At 66.8% G+C, this 14,585-nt stretch carries 12 protein-coding genes; 7 read left to right on the top strand and 5 right to left on the bottom strand.

Going from position 1 to position 14,585, the window contains the following annotated elements; translation table 11 throughout:
- Positions 1–8 precede the first annotated feature (8 nt).
- Together BRADO_RS22405 and BRADO_RS22400 are read right to left on the bottom strand one after the other, a co-directional pair.
- Positions 9–2,372 (bottom strand): polysaccharide biosynthesis tyrosine autokinase, encoded by a 2,364-nt coding sequence (locus BRADO_RS22405; protein ID WP_011927637.1) that lies wholly within the window; start codon positions 2,370–2,372, stop codon positions 9–11.
- A gap of 861 nt (positions 2,373–3,233) precedes the next feature.
- Positions 3,234–4,232, bottom strand: coding sequence for a LysR family transcriptional regulator (locus BRADO_RS22400; protein ID WP_011927636.1), 999 nt, complete (start codon positions 4,230–4,232; stop codon positions 3,234–3,236).
- A gap of 530 nt (positions 4,233–4,762) precedes the next feature.
- Here BRADO_RS22400 and BRADO_RS22395 point away from each other — a divergent pair.
- From BRADO_RS22395 to BRADO_RS22370, 6 genes are all read left to right on the top strand, one after another.
- A complete protein-coding gene (locus BRADO_RS22395) occupies positions 4,763–5,917 on the top strand; it encodes a CaiB/BaiF CoA-transferase family protein (protein WP_011927635.1) in 1,155 nt (384 codons plus the stop codon).
- Positions 5,918–5,957: 40 nt separating this feature from the next.
- Complete coding sequence (locus tag BRADO_RS22390) at positions 5,958–7,166, top strand: ABC transporter substrate-binding protein (protein WP_011927634.1); 1,209 nt, start codon at positions 5,958–5,960, stop codon at positions 7,164–7,166.
- Between the two features lie 6 nt (positions 7,167–7,172).
- Entirely contained in the window at positions 7,173–7,772 is a 600-nt protein-coding gene (locus tag BRADO_RS22385) for a glutathione S-transferase family protein (RefSeq protein ID WP_244422866.1), read from the top strand.
- Positions 7,773–7,783: 11 nt separating this feature from the next.
- Positions 7,784–8,542, top strand: coding sequence for an SDR family NAD(P)-dependent oxidoreductase (locus tag BRADO_RS22380; RefSeq protein WP_011927632.1), 759 nt, complete (start codon positions 7,784–7,786; stop codon positions 8,540–8,542).
- Between the two features lie 38 nt (positions 8,543–8,580).
- Positions 8,581–9,507 (top strand): glutathione S-transferase family protein, encoded by a 927-nt coding sequence (locus BRADO_RS22375; RefSeq protein ID WP_011927631.1) that lies wholly within the window; start codon positions 8,581–8,583, stop codon positions 9,505–9,507.
- Between the two features lie 72 nt (positions 9,508–9,579).
- Positions 9,580–9,996, top strand: a complete 417-nt coding sequence (locus BRADO_RS22370; RefSeq protein ID WP_011927630.1) for an ester cyclase — start codon at positions 9,580–9,582, stop codon at positions 9,994–9,996.
- A gap of 220 nt (positions 9,997–10,216) precedes the next feature.
- Here BRADO_RS22370 and BRADO_RS22365 read toward each other — a convergent pair whose 3' ends face one another.
- Genes BRADO_RS22365 through BRADO_RS22355 form a run of 3 tightly spaced genes read right to left on the bottom strand, consistent with a single transcriptional unit; the run spans position 10,217 to position 13,398 of the window.
- Positions 10,217–11,242 (bottom strand): class II aldolase/adducin family protein, encoded by a 1,026-nt coding sequence (locus tag BRADO_RS22365; protein ID WP_011927629.1) that lies wholly within the window; start codon positions 11,240–11,242, stop codon positions 10,217–10,219.
- Positions 11,243–11,257: 15 nt separating this feature from the next.
- Entirely contained in the window at positions 11,258–12,127 is an 870-nt protein-coding gene (locus tag BRADO_RS22360) for a TIGR01459 family HAD-type hydrolase (RefSeq protein ID WP_011927628.1), read from the bottom strand.
- Entirely contained in the window at positions 12,124–13,398 is a 1,275-nt protein-coding gene (locus BRADO_RS22355; protein WP_011927627.1) for an FGGY-family carbohydrate kinase, read from the bottom strand. Before BRADO_RS22355 ends, BRADO_RS22360 begins: the two co-directional genes overlap by 4 nt.
- A gap of 183 nt (positions 13,399–13,581) precedes the next feature.
- On the opposite strand from BRADO_RS22355, the gene BRADO_RS22350 reads away from it, so the two are divergent.
- A complete protein-coding gene (locus BRADO_RS22350) occupies positions 13,582–14,571 on the top strand; it encodes a sugar-binding transcriptional regulator (protein WP_041756802.1) in 990 nt (329 codons plus the stop codon).
- Positions 14,572–14,585: the final 14 nt, after the last annotated feature.

The following is a 14,585-nucleotide window of genomic DNA, read 5'->3' as shown; positions in this document are numbered from 1 at the left end:
GGTTCTTCTCATTCGGCCATGACGCTGCCGTAACGAGTATAATATTCGTTGTTGTAGTAGTCGCCGAAATGCTTGGCGTAGCGGCCCAGCACCTTCATGTCGGTCTTGTTGAGCACGACGCCAAGCAGGGAGTCGTAGACGTTCGGCGCCGTGTTCAGCGCATGCTCGACGACGTCGGCCGGCGTGCGGCCCCATTCGACGACGAGCACGAAGCTGTCGAGCAGACCCGAGATGGCGCGTGCGTCGACAACCGGCGCCAGTGGCGGCAGATCGACAATCACGTAGTCATAGGTCTCACGCAGCCGGTCGAACAGCTTGCGCATCTCGTCATGGGCCAGGATGTCGCAGGTGTCGCGATGCGCCGCGCCCTTGCCGGGCAGGAAATGCAGGCGGGTGACCGCATCTGTCCAGATCGTGTCCTCGAGCTGCCGCGCTCCGGAAACGATGTCCGCAATCCCTGTTCCCGCCTTGGGCGCAAGCGAGGCCGAAAGCGACGGGTTGCGGAGATCGCAGTCGACCACGATCACGCGCTTGCCGGATCCGGCGATCGACTGGGCAAGCGAGGCGGCGATGACCGATTTGCCTTCATTGGGCAGCGCAGAGACCAGCCCGAACACCTTCCGCGACGTCCGGTTGGGATCCTGGTCGATGGCGACTCTCAGGGAGCGGATCGATTCCGCGAAACGGGATGAGGGCATCGCGGATGCCGCCCAGCATGCTCCGCTGCTTCTGCTCACCAGCCGCTCGCTGCACTCCGCCTCTGTGTTGCCGGCGTGGTCCGAGGCGGTTCCGCGGGTGATCTTGTTCACCTCGCCGACTTTCAGCAGCGGCACGACGGACAGGCAGGGAAGACGCAAGCGGTCTTCGACCTGATGGGTCGTGCGGAAGCTGCGATCTCTCAACTCCCGGAGCAGCCCGAGGCCGCCGCCGAGGGTGAGTCCCCCGAGCAGGCCAATGGCCAGCATGACGATCGATTTTGGCTTGGTCTTCTTCTTGGGCGGCGTGGCGGCGGAGATCACCCGGGCCTTGGTGATCGGAAACGAGCCCTGCTGGACCGAACCCATGTAGCGCTGCAGGAAAGTATCATAGAGGGCGCGGTAGCTCTTGGCGCTGGTTTCGAGTTCGCGGATGCTGATCTCGGCGGCCCTGGTATCCTGGGATCGGGCCACGGCCTGCGCGAGCTCCTTTTCGACCTCCTGCTGCTGCTGCCTTGCCTCGGCATAGTCGTGCTTTGCCACGTCGGCGAGACGCCGGACTTCGTCGAGAATGGCCTGGCGAATACTCTTCATCGTGGCGCGGATGTTCAGAACCGCCTGATGGTCGCTACCGAACTTGGCCGAGTACTCGTACTCCCGCTTGGCGTCGTCGAGGTACTGTTGGCGCAGATTGTTGATGATCTGCGTGCTGTTCGCATTGTTATGCGAAAAGCTGTCGGGCGGATTGATGTTGCCGCTCAGTTCAGCCGGCGCGAAGTCGGATACGCTCGCAAATTTTTCGATCGGCGTATCGCCGTTGGCTGTGGCCAGCATCTCGTCGAACCGGTTCAGCCGGGACATGAGCGAGGTGGCGTTTGTCCGTGCAGCAACCAGGCGGTTGGTCAGGTCGACGACCTGCTGCTGGTCCATGAACCGGCCGTCCGCGGAGACGATGTTGTGGCGGCTCTTCAACTCGTTCACCGCGCGCTCGGCCGAGGTCGCGTCGTTGCCGAGTTCCTGTAGCCGGTCATGCAGCCAAGCCGTCAACGTGCGCTGCTCGTTTGCTTCCGCCTTCAGCTGCTGGTCGAAATATTCCTTGACGATCGCATTGGCGATCATTGCGGCGCGCTGCGGATCGCTGGCGCTGAAGTCGACCTCGACGACGCTGCTGGTGCCGATCCGGAACGCGTTCATCCGGCGTTGAAACTCTTCGAGCAGATCCTCCATCGACGAAGCGTTGGGCTCCGGCGCCGAGCTCACGAACCGGCGGGCGGCGCTCAGAAAGCCGTGCAGCGGACTGGCCTTGCCGCTGAAGTCCGGATCTTCAGCGAGGTTCAGCTTGCTGATGACAGCCGTCGCCACCGACTTTGACTTCAGGATCTCGATTTGGGCTTCGATGTCGAGCGGCGGCGCGTCGTCCTGCGCCGGCTGCGGCTGCAGCACCGGCGGCCTCGCGTTACCGAGCATGATCTTCACGTCGGCCGAGTAGGTCGGCGGAATGATTTTCAGCACAGCGATGCTCGCAACGAGCGCAAAGACGGTCGTGATCCCGATGACCAGAAAGCGCCGGCGAAGGAAGCCCAGCACCAGATCAAGCATACCGGGGCTGTTCCGCTCCCAACCGTGATCCTGTTGAGGATTGAAGGCAGCCGTACTTGCGTTCGGATTGTGCAGCATGTGCGTGAAGCTTCGTGAGTTGCGCTTCGGAGGTCGCGGGCTGTCCGGATGCCTGCCAAAACAAGGGATTAATTTTCTGATCGATCGTACATTTAAATTTATATTAAATCCAATTTTGCCCAGCAAGTGGCGGTTAAAAATTAAATGGCGGGTGTGGCAAAAGCAAGTGTGCCGGTGTCCGTTGCGGGGGTCTCGCGTTCGCCAATCGGGCAGGGAGACCGGCGGTATCTGCAGCGCGGATTGCACAAGCGATGTGACGCTGCGGCCTCGCGGCGCGCAAAGCGTCCGAGCTGTCCTGGTCGTGTCGCCCTCGTGATCGAGAGGGCGCGGGGAATGCGGGGCGCTGGCCGCCCCCATGGCCCGCCTGCAGAAAGATAAGCAGGCGGCAGTCACCACAGGTTCAGCCGAGGCATCCCGGCATTCCCCGCGCGGTGGTTGAGCGGCTTATACGTCGTCTCCCCGGGGACCGGCTGTCTTGCCCCCGTCACGGACGGATCATCGTCACCATCCGCTTGGCCTCGGCGTCGGGAGACCAGGACCCTACGATTTCGCCGGTGTGCCGAACTCGTTCGTCCGCATGACCTACGTCACACTGCGATTCGGCACACCCACCGCATCCACACCCCGCGCGTCGTGACGATCGCGATGCGCCCCTCTCGGCGAAGCGGAACGTCGACACTCAACCATGATTTCGCATAAAGCGAAACAGGAATATTTTTCATGGGAGGACTGGACAGAGATGATGTGACTGAGAACGCAGCCGAAATGACATTTTTCGAGCACGGACTTCGGCGCGCCTCGCAGGATTGTGGCATCGGCATGAGCTGCCCGTCGGGCAGCCCGCGACGGTCGCCGGTTTTATCAGCGGCGCCGACCGGCCCGGGTCGGCTTGTCCGGCTTCCGTTTTGCGGGGCTGTGATCTTTCCTGGGTATCGGCCGGATTTCGCCCGGGTCTTTCGATGAGAGCTCCGCGGACGCCGATGCCCGCGACCGCACCAGGTCGGCGAACAGCACGGCCGAGCGCGGCTCCGCCTGGTTGCGCCGGACCAGTGTGATCTCGGCCTTGGGTGCGTGGGTGAGGGGACGATAGACCACGCCGTCGGTCGACACCTGCGCCATCGAGCGCGGCACGATCGAGACTCCGATTCCGGTGGCGACGAGGTTGACCACCGAGGTGAGTTGCGGCGCGACCTGCAGAATCTTCGGCGAGAAGCCGGCGGCCTGGCAGGCCGAGACGATGCTGTCGAACAGCGCGCGGCCGTTCGGGCGCGGGTACAGAATGAAGGCGTCGTCGGCGAGCGAGGCCAGCGCAACGGATTTGCGCGCCGCCTGCTTGTGCGCGCTCGGCATCGCGACGACCAACGGCTCCGTGACGGCGCGCTGCGAGAGCAGATGGTCCACCTCGCCGGGAGCCGGTCGGATGAAGGCGACGTCGAGCCGGCCGTTGGCGAAGCGCTCGAGCAGGAAGCTGGTGGCCTCCTCGATCAGTTCGATCTCGACGTCGGGATAGGCGGTACGGAAATCACGGATCGCGCCGGTCACGAACGGATTGAACGAGGCGGAGGCGGTGAAGCCGATCCGGAGCAGCCCGAGCTCGCCGCGGCCGGCGCGCCGCGCCTTCTGCACCGCGGCCTCGGCTTCGGCCAGCACGCTGCGCGCGCTCGCGATCAGTACGCGCCCAGCCTCCGTCAGCGTGACGCCGCGCAGGCCGCGTTGGAACAGCGCAAAGCCGATCTCCTGCTCGACCGCCTTGATCTGCCGGCTCAGCGCCGGCTGCGCAATCCGCAACCGCGCCGCCGCGCGCGTGAAGCTCGCTTCCTCGGCAACGGCGACGCAGTAGCGAAACAGGCGCAGCTCCATGGGGGCTCCTAACAACTCATCAGTCGTGCCCGTGCCGCGGCGTCACGACCTTGTCCGCGGCGGCAACGTCTCTCCGATCGTCGTCCCGGCGAACGCTGTGACCCATACCGCGTGATCTCGCTCGAGGCACGCGGGGAGAGATCGAGCGTCACGATAGCCGCCTGTGGTTATGAGGCCCCGCTTTCGCGGTGCGAACGTAGGGACGACGGCGGAGATTGCCGCGCGAGCCGGGCCCGCGCGCGTGCGCGGCATCATGAGACGACATCGGAGAACGGCGCGCGGGCTGGATCGTCATCATTCGACCGTTATCCTCCATCCTGCGCGACCCATGCCTCCAGGGTATGGACAGGCTATCAATTATATATTGGACGGCAAGTCCGGATCGGGGGCAGGGTCCGCGGCACATAACAACCTGTCCGGGAGGAGACGGACCAAGCCGCACAAAGCGGGGGGCGGGGCCATGTCGCGGTGCGGCATGGCCTTCCCCGCGCGGTGCCGCATGCCGTCCACCCGATGCGGTGAGCGTGCCCATGACATCTGCGCCCAAGAAACCCTTGCAAGACGTTCTCGTCGTCGCGTTCGAGCAGGCCGTCGCCGCGCCCTATTGCACCTCGCGGCTGGCGGACGCCGGCGCGCGGGTCATCAAGATCGAGCGTCCGGAGGGTGACTTCGCGCGCGGCTATGATGCCGCGGTCGGCGGCCTGTCGAGCTATTTCGTCTGGCTCAATCGCGGCAAGCAGAGCCTCGTCGCCGACATCAAGAACCCTGACGATGCCGCGCTGCTGCATCGGATCATCGCGCGTGCCGACGTCGTCGTGCAGAACCTCGCGCCGGGCGCCGCCGCGCGCGCCGGCTTCGGGTCCGCGGCGCTGCGCGAAAAGCATCCGCGGCTGATCACGGTCGATATCTCCGGCTATGGCGCAGGCAATGCCTATACCGACATGAAGGCCTATGACCTGCTGGTGCAGGCCGAGAGCGGTCTCGCCGGCATCACCGGTCATCCTGCCGGGCCCGGCCGGGTCGGCGTGTCCGTGTGCGACATCGCCTGTGGCATGGCCGCGCATGCCGCTGTGCTCGAGGCGCTGATCGGGCGGGGACAGACGGGCAGGGGCAGCGCGATCGAAACCGACCTGTTCGCCGGCATGGCCGATTGGATGAACGTACCGCTGCTGTATTTCGAGGGCACCGGCCAGGCGCCCGCGCGCATGGGCCTCGCTCATCCGTCGATCTGTCCCTACGGCGCGTTCGCGACGTCGGACGGCTCGCAGGTGCTGATCTCGATCCAGAACGAGCGCGAATGGCGCAATTTCTGCCGCGTGGTGATGAGCGAGCCGGAATTGCCGGAGCACCCTCACTACACTTCCAACAATGCCCGCGTCGCCAACCGCGCCGAGGTCGACGGCCATGTTGGGTCGGTGTTCGCCACGATGACCAGGGATCAGGCGGCTGCAAAGCTGCGCGAGGCCGGCACCGCCTATGGCTTCGTCAATAGCGTCGCCGAACTCGCGCATCACCCCGCCTTGCGGCGTGTCGGCATCGACACGCCGCACGGGGCGGCCTCGATCATCGCGCCGCCGGCCCTGCGCGACGGCGTCCTGCCTGCGCTCGGCCGCGTGCCCGATATCGGCGAGCACAGCGCCGACATCCGCGCCGAATTCGCCGATCGAAAAGTGCCTGCCGAGTGATCGTTCCGAACCAACCCAACAACGCCCGAGGAGACCTGTCATGAGACGATCCATTGCCGCCGGCGTGACCGCGCTGGCCGCCGTGCTGCTGCTGGCCACGCCGGCCCGCGCCGACGAGAAGCCCTTCCGCATCCTGGTGATCGACGACCTCACCGGCATCTATCAGGGCAATGGCGGCCCGAACACCGTGCTCGCCACGACGATGGCGGCGGAGGATTTTGGCGGCAAGGTGCTGGGCCGCAAGGTCGAGGTGCTCTCGGCCAACCACCAGAACAAGCCCGATATCGCCGCCTCGCTCGCCGGCCGCTACATCGATCAGGAGGGCGTGAGCGCGCTGGTGCTCGGCGGCTCGAGCTCCGCGGGTCTCGCGGCGCAGGCCATCGCCAAGCAGCGCGGCATCACCACCTTGGTGACCGGCGGCTATGCCTCCAACTTCTCCGGGGATCAGTGCTCGCCCTATGGCACGCAATGGGCGCCGTCCACCGACGCGCTGTCGAACGCGGTCGCGAAGGGCCTCGTCGATGCCGGCGCGAAGAAGTGGTTCTTCATCACCGCCGACTACGTGTTCGGCAAGTCCCTGTCCTCGGATGCCTCGAAGGCCGTGACTGCGGCGGGCGGCAGCGTGGTGGGAGAGGCCAAGCATCCGCTCGACTCGCCAGACATGGCCTCGCAGATCCTGCAGGCGCAGGGCTCGGGCGCCGACATCATCGCGCTCGCCAACGCCGGCCCCGATCTCGTCACCACGATCAAGCAGGCGCGCGAATTCGGCATGGGCGACAAGCTCGCGGCCATGCTGGTGTTCACCAACAACGTCGTGTCGATGGGCCTCGACGTCGCCCAGGGCATGAAATTCCCGGTCGCGTTCTACTGGGACCAGAACGACGCCTCGCGCGCCTGGGGGCAGCGCTTCATGGCCCGCAACAACAAGCAGGTGCCGACGATGGGGCACGCGCTCGCCTACGTCGCGACCCAGCACTATCTGAGATCGGTGCAGAAGGCCGGCACGGACGACGCCAAGACGATCGCCAAGACCATCCGCGAAATCCCGATCGACAGCCCGATGGTCTCCAATGCCAGGATCCAGGCCAACGGCCGCGTCGTGATGGACCTGATGATCGCCGAAGTGAAGACGCCGAAGGAGTCCAAGGACCCGGCGGCCGATCTCTACAAGATCCGCACCACGATCCCCGGCGCCAGCCTGTTCACGCCGGCCGAGAAGAGTGGCTGTCCGTCGCTGCTGTCGGAGTAAGGAGCGATGATGCGCATTCTCACCAACACCACCAGCCCCTATGCGCGGATCGCGCGCATCGCGCTCGCCGAGAAGGGGTTCGATCTCGGCGGCACTGAAGTCGTCAATCCCTGGGCCGACGATGCTGGGCTGATCAAGCTCAATCCGGCCTCGCGGGTCCCGACGCTCGAGCTCGACTCCGGCATCCCGCTGACCGAGAGCCTGCTGATCGTGACCTGGTTGGAGCGCAAGGTGCAAAAGCCCTCGCTGCTCGATGGCGATCTCGATCGCATCATCTCGCGCGCGGGCCTTGCGATGGGCGTGATCGACGCGATGGCCAACATCATCACCGGCGTGATGCAGATGGATCCGCATTGGGGCGAAACCCGAGTCGGGCTGAAGCGGCGGCGCACCATCATCACCGGCTTCCGCGCGCTGGAGGCCGATCCGCCGGTCTATGCCGGCGGCACGCCGGACCTCTCGGTGATCCTCACCGCGGTCGCCATCGACTACGTGCGGTTGCGGTTTCCGGAGGCGCCCTGGCGCGAGCCGACACCCAGGCTCGATGCGCTGCGCGACGCCACGGCGGCTCGACCGGCTTTCATGTCGACGCTGCCTTACGTCTGAGGGAGAGAACCATGATACAGCCAAATCTGCTCGACGGCCGCACCATCGTGATCACCGGCGCTGCGACCGGCATCGGCCAGGCTTTCGCGGCCGGCTGCGCGGCCCACGGCGCCAATGTCGTCGTTGCCGACATGAACGCCGTCGATGAGACGGTGGCGCTGGTCGAGCGTGCCGGCGGCCGCGCGCTGGCGGTGCGGGTCGACGTCGCCGATGACGGCTCGGTGCGCGACATGGCGGCGGCGGCGATGAAGGCGTTCGGCCGCATCGACGGGCTGATCACCAATGCCGCGTATTTCCGCGAGGTCAAGCTGACGCCGTTCGATGAGCTCGATCCCGCGGTGTGGGACCGCATCTTCGCGGTCAACGTCAAGGGTGTGTGGCACTGCTGCAAGGCGGTGGCGCCGGCCATGCGCGCACAGCAATCGGGCAGCATCGTCAACATCGCCTCGGTGGTCGCCGTGGCCGGCCAGCCCGGCTACCTGCACTATGTCGCCACCAAGGGCGCGGTGCTGTCGATGACCAAGGGTCTCGCCAAGGAGATGGGTCCGAACGGCGTGCGCGTCAACGTCATCGCGCCCGGCTTCGTGATCACCGATGCGACGCGTAACCGCCCTGTCGAATGGCAACAGAGCTTCCTGAAGGCGCGCGCGCTGTCGCGCGAGCAGAAGCCGGGCGACCTCGTCGGCACGGCGCTGTATCTCTTGTCCGACCTCGCCGGCTTTGTCTCCGGACAGACCATCGTCGTCGACGGCGGCCACATCATGCATTGACGCGCACAACGACAACAACAACGAAGGGAAGACGCCAGATGGCCGAGCTGATTCTGCATCATTACGAGCTTTCGACGTTCTCGGAGAAGATCCGCTCAGCCTTCGGGCTGAAGAAGCTGCCGTGGCGCTCGGTCGACACGCCGCCGGCGCCGCCGCGACCGCTGCTGATGCCGCTGACCGGCGGCTACCGCCGCATCCCGGTGCTGCAGGTCGGCGCCGACATCTATTGCGACACCAACATCATCCTTCCGGCGCTGGAGCGGCTGCATCCCGAGCCGACATTCTATCCGTCCGGCAGCGAAGGGCTGGCGCGCGGTCTGTCGTTTGCCTGGGAGCGCGCGATGTGGATCCCCACCATCGGCGTGATCTCGCATTTCATTGGCGACATGTTTCCGGCCGAGTTCATTCGGGATCGCAAGGAGGGCTATCTCGGCATCGACATCAGCAAGACAGCGATGGCGCCGAGCCTGCCGCTGCATCTGCAGCACCTGCACGCGCAATATGCCTGGCTGAAGTCGGCGCTCGCCGACGGCCGTCCCTTCATCTTCGGCGACAGGCCGAGCGCGCTCGACCTGACCTGCTATCAGACCACTTTTTTGATGCGCAAGAATTGCCCCGGCGAGGTCGACAAGCTGGCCGGCCTCACGCCGCTCATCGGCTGGTACGACCGCATCGCCGCGCTCGGGCACGGCGCACCCTTGGCGATGAGCGCGGACGAGGCCTTTTCCATCGCCAAGGCCGCGCATCCGACGACGCCGAGTCATCTTCCTCCCAATGGAGATCCATCGGGACTCTATGCGGGGCAGAAGGTCACGGTGACGCCCGATGACAATGCGCGCGTGCCCGTGACGGGCACGCTGGTGGCGGCGGATGCGAGCGAAATCGTCATCCATCGCAGGGATCACGACGCCGGTGACCTGCACATTCATTTCCCGCGCCTCGGATTCGATGTGGTGGCGGCGTAGCGCCGGGGCGCGCATCGCGGCGGGATGGACAATCGACAACTGCAAGACCAACGAAGATCAAGGGAGAACAAGATGATGTCCGAGACCAACAAGCAGATCTGCCGGGACTACTTCAAGGCGTTCCTCGCGCGCGATGCGGCGTGGATGGAGAAGCATGTGGCGAAAACCTTCGTCCGCCACGATCCGGGCCTCGACTTCGAGGTGCGCGGGCCGGAGGGCGTGCTGCAACTGCATGATGCGCTGATGCCGGCGTTCCCCGACATGAAACTGGAACTCCTGGATCTCGTCGCCGAGGAGGACAAGGTGCTGGTGCGACTGGTGATCCATGCCACCCACACCGGTCCGTTCGGCGCGATGGCGCCGACCGGCAAGCCGATCCGGGTCGCGGTGCTCGACCTGTTCAAGATCCGTGACGGCGTGCTGGTCGAGCACTGGGCGCAACTCGACAATCTGGGCATGCTGAAACAGCTCGGCGCGCTCGCGGCGTAGAGGTTGGCCGGCAAGCTCCGGGTCGCTTCGGCCATGCGGCCCCCGCTGTCATCGTCCGCGAAGGCGGACGATCCAGTACGCCGTGACATGTCAATTGATCATCTCTGCCGCGGAGTACTGGATGCTCCGCCTTCGCGGAGCATGACACTGGGGGAGACGATGAGAGCTCCACCGGAGACAACCGTTATTTGAAGGAAACGCACAAGCTGTAGGCTTGGCGCTACTGGCGGCTCGCGGTCAATTGCTGCCGGTAGCGCTCAGCGTCCCAATTCAGCAGCATCTGCTCGTGCTGCGACGAGAGATAGCCGATCTCGGCCAACAGCGGCAGGCGGCTGGTCACCAGCGCGAGACAGCTCAGCATCGCCTCGGCGCCGGCACTGGCGTCGCTGCGGATGATGGCGCCGAGCCCCGGCACGAGCGCGGCGACAGGGGCGGGCAGGCCGCTCGCTTGCGTGCGCGCGAGCAGCGTCGCCAGGCCCTCGGCGCCGTCGATCGTCGGCAGGCCCGGGCCGAGGAACACGACATGGTCCGGATAGAGCGAGCCGCCGGTGGCGACGGCGCGGCTGAACGGATCGGTCGCGGTGCCGTGGCTCGCGGCGTCTTGCGGCAGACGATAGGGCGTGCCGGCGCACAGACGCGCCAAGGCGGCCTCATCGGCGACAGGTGCCGCGCGCGGCGGCAGCGCCAGCCGCCGTTCCACATCGTGAACCAGCGCCTCGGCCGCGTCGCAATTGTCGGCGCCGACGACGAGGCCGTGATTGCCGAGGATCAGCACGTCGACCCGCGCCTGGGCGACGACGGCGCTCACCGCGCGCGCCAGCGGCAGGCCGGGATGAAAGTAATCGAGGTGGCGCCAGGCGAGGCCGTCGAGCCGCCTCGCCAACTCCTCGCGCGCGTCGCGGCGCGCGGCCCAGGCGATGGTGTTAACGGCGTGGACGTGCAGCACGACGCGATGCGGCAGCAGCGCATGCAGCGAGGTTTCGATGGAGGCGCGCAACGGGCCGGGGGCGGCGAGGGGAATGCGCTCGTCATCGCGTGCGAGCGCCGCGCGCGCGGCGCTCAGCAGCACCGGCACGAAGATGTTCTTCTCGGTCGCGTCCGACAGCCAGGTGCCGGAGGCCTTCACCCACAGCACGTCGTCCTGCTTGACCGACGAGTTACCGCCGGCGCCCTGCACCAGCAGCATGTTGCGGCCGACGCGCGCCGACATCGCGCGCAGGGCTTGCAGGTCTCCGGGCTCGCGCATCTCTCGTCTCCTCGGTCACCAGGCCAGCTGCTGCATCGTCCACGTCGGCATGCGGCTCGCGGAAGCCGCGAGCTTGCGCGTCGCGGCGGCGAGATCCGGCGCGCCGGCGAGCGTCGTGCGATGCACGCCGTCGGCGAGCAGCAATGTCTGCATCCCCATGGCGCGAGCGCCGGCGACATCGTGGTCCAGCGAATCGCCGATCATCAGCACGCGGTGCGGGTCCGGATGACCGAGCTGCTCCAGCGCGGCCGCGAAGATCGGCTGATATGGCTTGCCGATGAAGGTCACGGCGCCGCCCAGCCATTCATACGCGCGCGCGAGCGTCCCGGGCGCCGGAACGAGGCCGCTTGCGCCGAACATCATCAGGTCGGGATTGGCGCAGATCATCGGCACCTGCCGCGCCGCGGCCTGCGCGAATCGATCGCGCCAGAGGTCGGGCTCGGCCTGATCGTCGTCGAGGCCGCCGAGCAGGATGAAATCGGCATCGCGCGTATCGTTCACGATGACGAGGTCGAGACCATCGATCAGCGAGCAGTCGCCGCCTCTGGTGATCAGGAAGCAGGCATGGCCGCAATCGGTGAAGGGCGCGCGCGTACGCCCGCGCAGGCCCGCCCAGGTCACTTCGCCGGAGGTGAGGATGCCGTCATAGGCCGCGCGCGGCAGGCCGAGCCGCGCGAGACGTTCCGCATTGGGCGCGGCGCGCTTGCCGGAGTTAGACAGCACCAGGACGTGCTTGCCGGCCTCGCGCAGTTTCGTCACGCAGTCATGCGCGGGGGGAAACACCGTGCGGCCGTCATGCAGCGTGCCCCATTGGTCGAGCAGCACGTGATCGAAACGGTCGGCGATCGCGGCGAGGCCGCTGATCTCACACGCGGCAGCAGTCATTGCGGCGGTCCCTGCAGTGCCAGCAGCGCCGTGCCGTAGCTCGCCTCGGTCTGCGCCGCGACGCTGACCGGCGCACCGATGATGCGCTCGCGTATCCGCGTCCATGCCGCGTTCTTCGCGCCGCCGCCGATGCTGATCACCCGCCGCAGCGCCGGGGCGCCGAGCGCCTGCAGCCGCTGATAGGCGAGCGCCTCGACACGGCCGATGCCTTCGAGCAGGGCCTGGAAGAAGCGGTGATCCTCGACGGGCCGCGGCGTGATCCGCGGCGCGAGCGCGGGATCGGCGATCGGAAAGCGCTCGCCCGGCTTGGGCAGCGGATAGTAGTCGAGCCCGGTCGGGTCATCGGGGCGCAGCAGCGGTGTCATCAGGTCCATATCGGCGGCCGAGAAATGCGACAGCAGCGCGGCGCCGCCGGAATTCGATGCGCCGCCGGCGAGCCATTTGTCGCCGAGCCGGTGCGAGTAGACGCCCTGGGCGGCGGCGAAGATCGGTTGGGTGGCGATCAGCTTGACCACGAGCGTGGTGCCGAGCGAGGTCACCGCATCGCCCGGCATGTCGGCGCCGGTGGCGATGAAGGCGGCGACGCCGTCGGTGGTGCCGGCGACGACGCGCGCCGATGAGGAGAGTCCGAGCGCGCGCGCCGTCGACGGATCGATGTCGGCGAACGGTGTGCCGGGCGCCAGAATGCTCGGCAGCAGCTCCGGCGCGATGCCGAGCTGAGCGAGCCAGTCCGGCCAGCGGCGCTGCACTGGATCGTAGCCGAGCTTGAGCGCGTTGTTCTCGTCGCTGATGCCGTGCCGGCCGGCGAGGCGTCCGGCAATCCAGTCGGCCTGGTGCACGGCGCGGCGCGCGGCGCTGCCCGCGGTGAGAAGATGCAACAGCTTGGCGAGCGCGCTGCTCGCGCCATGCGCGCCGCTCTCGGGCGGCGCGACCGCCGCAATGCGTCTGGCTTCGCCGACGGCCCGCGCGTCGTTGTACATCAGGCCAGGCGAGCAGGGCCGTCCGTCCGCATCGATCAGCAGCAGCGTGCCGGAGGTGCCGTCGACAGCGATGCGCGTCACGCCCTGCAGATCGACGCGTGTGCCGAGCTCGACGAGAGCCGCGGTCGTCGCCTGCCACCACAGCTCGGGATCCTGCTCGATCGCTGCGCCATCTTGACGCGGCGCCGGCAGCGGCACGGCCGCCGCACCACGCAGCGTGCCGCTGGGATCGACGGCGCAGGCGCGCACGCCGCTGGTGCCCAAGTCGATGCCGACAAACAACTCCGTCATGCGACCTCATCCCGTTGTGAGCACGCGAGCATGCCGCTGCATGGTCTCGCCGGCAGGCGTGGGCGTTGCGCTGCAGCACGTTTAAGGGATTGACGGCCGGATCAGCGTCTGCAATTTTTTGCAAGGTGTGAAGAATTTTGCAAGTAGGCATTCGGCGTGACGACAGCTTCCGACAGGGCGCCCATGGTGGACGGCGAGGCTTCGCTGGCGACGCGTGCGGCGTGGCTGTATTTCGCGGCCGGGCTGACGCAATCGGAGGTCGCCGACCGGCTCAACATCCAGAGCACCAAGGCGCATCGCCTGATTGCGCGCGCCAGCCGCGAAGGCATGATCCGCGTGTTCGTCGAGGGTCCCGTCGCCGAATGCGTCGCGCTGGAGAATGCGCTCGCCGACCGCTACGGCCTCGACTTCTGCCGCGTCGCGCCGGATCTCGGCGAGGGCGACCTGCCGCTGAAGGCGCTGGCGCTGGAGGGCGCGAGCTTCCTGCGCCAGGTGTTGGAGCGCGGCGACGACAAGATCATCGGCGTCGGCCACGGCCGCACGCTCGCGGCCGTCGTGGCGCAGTTGCCGCAGACGCCCGCGCGCGACGTGCAGTTCGTCTCGCTGCTCGGCGGCCTGACGCGAAAATTCGCGGCCAATCCGTTCGACGTCATCCATCGCCTCGCCGAGCGCACCGGCGCGGAGGCCTATCTGCTGCCGGTGCCGGTGTTCGCCAATTCCGTCGCCGACCGCCGTGTGCTGATGCAGCAGTTCGGCATCGCCGACGTGTTCGCGCTGGCCCAGCAGGCCTCGCTGCTGTTCGTCGGTATCGGCCAGATCCACGCCGACGGCTTCCTGGTGTCGAGCGGCATGATCAAGCCCGACGAGGTCGTCGAGCTGAAGCGCGCTGGCGCCTGCGCCGATCTGCTCGGGCACTTCTTCAACGCCGAGGGCGAGTTGCTCGATCTCGACCTGTCGGCGCGCGCCACCTCGATGGCGGCGAGCGATCTCAAGAAACACCGCATCGTCGCCATCGGCGGCGGCGAAGCGAAGATCACGGCCCTGCGCGCGGTGCTGCGCAGCGGCTTTCTGAACGGCCTCATCATCGATGAGGTGACGGCTCAGGCACTCAGTACCGACAAGCCGGAGAAAACATCCGGTGTTCTTAAAAACAAAAGTCGGAAGGGCAGGTAACGCGAAAAGTCTCC

The organism is Bradyrhizobium sp. ORS 278 (assembly GCF_000026145.1).
Taxonomy (GTDB): domain Bacteria; phylum Pseudomonadota; class Alphaproteobacteria; order Rhizobiales; family Xanthobacteraceae; genus Bradyrhizobium.
This window is presented reverse-complemented; position numbering and strand designations above follow the sequence as displayed.

Excerpts from the sequence above, each read along its gene's own strand:
- BRADO_RS22405 (WP_011927637.1), bottom strand. The coding sequence starts at position 2,372 with ATGCTGCACAATCCGAACGCAAGTACGGCTGCCTTCAATCCTCAACAG.
- BRADO_RS22380 (WP_011927632.1), top strand. The coding sequence starts at position 7,784 with ATGATACAGCCAAATCTGCTCGACGGCCGCACCATCGTGATCACCGGC.
- BRADO_RS22385 (WP_244422866.1), top strand. The coding sequence starts at position 7,173 with ATGATGCGCATTCTCACCAACACCACCAGCCCCTATGCGCGGATCGCG.
- BRADO_RS22365 (WP_011927629.1), bottom strand. The coding sequence starts at position 11,242 with ATGCGCGAGCCCGGAGACCTGCAAGCCCTGCGCGCGATGTCGGCGCGC.
- BRADO_RS22360 (WP_011927628.1), bottom strand. The coding sequence starts at position 12,127 with ATGACTGCTGCCGCGTGTGAGATCAGCGGCCTCGCCGCGATCGCCGAC.
- BRADO_RS22370 (WP_011927630.1), top strand. The coding sequence starts at position 9,580 with ATGATGTCCGAGACCAACAAGCAGATCTGCCGGGACTACTTCAAGGCG.
- BRADO_RS22395 (WP_011927635.1), top strand. The coding sequence starts at position 4,763 with ATGACATCTGCGCCCAAGAAACCCTTGCAAGACGTTCTCGTCGTCGCG.
- BRADO_RS22355 (WP_011927627.1), bottom strand. The coding sequence starts at position 13,398 with ATGACGGAGTTGTTTGTCGGCATCGACTTGGGCACCAGCGGCGTGCGC.
- BRADO_RS22390 (WP_011927634.1), top strand. The coding sequence starts at position 5,958 with ATGAGACGATCCATTGCCGCCGGCGTGACCGCGCTGGCCGCCGTGCTG.
- BRADO_RS22375 (WP_011927631.1), top strand. The coding sequence starts at position 8,581 with ATGGCCGAGCTGATTCTGCATCATTACGAGCTTTCGACGTTCTCGGAG.
- BRADO_RS22400 (WP_011927636.1), bottom strand. The coding sequence starts at position 4,232 with ATGGAGCTGCGCCTGTTTCGCTACTGCGTCGCCGTTGCCGAGGAAGCG.
- BRADO_RS22350 (WP_041756802.1), top strand. The coding sequence starts at position 13,582 with ATGGTGGACGGCGAGGCTTCGCTGGCGACGCGTGCGGCGTGGCTGTAT.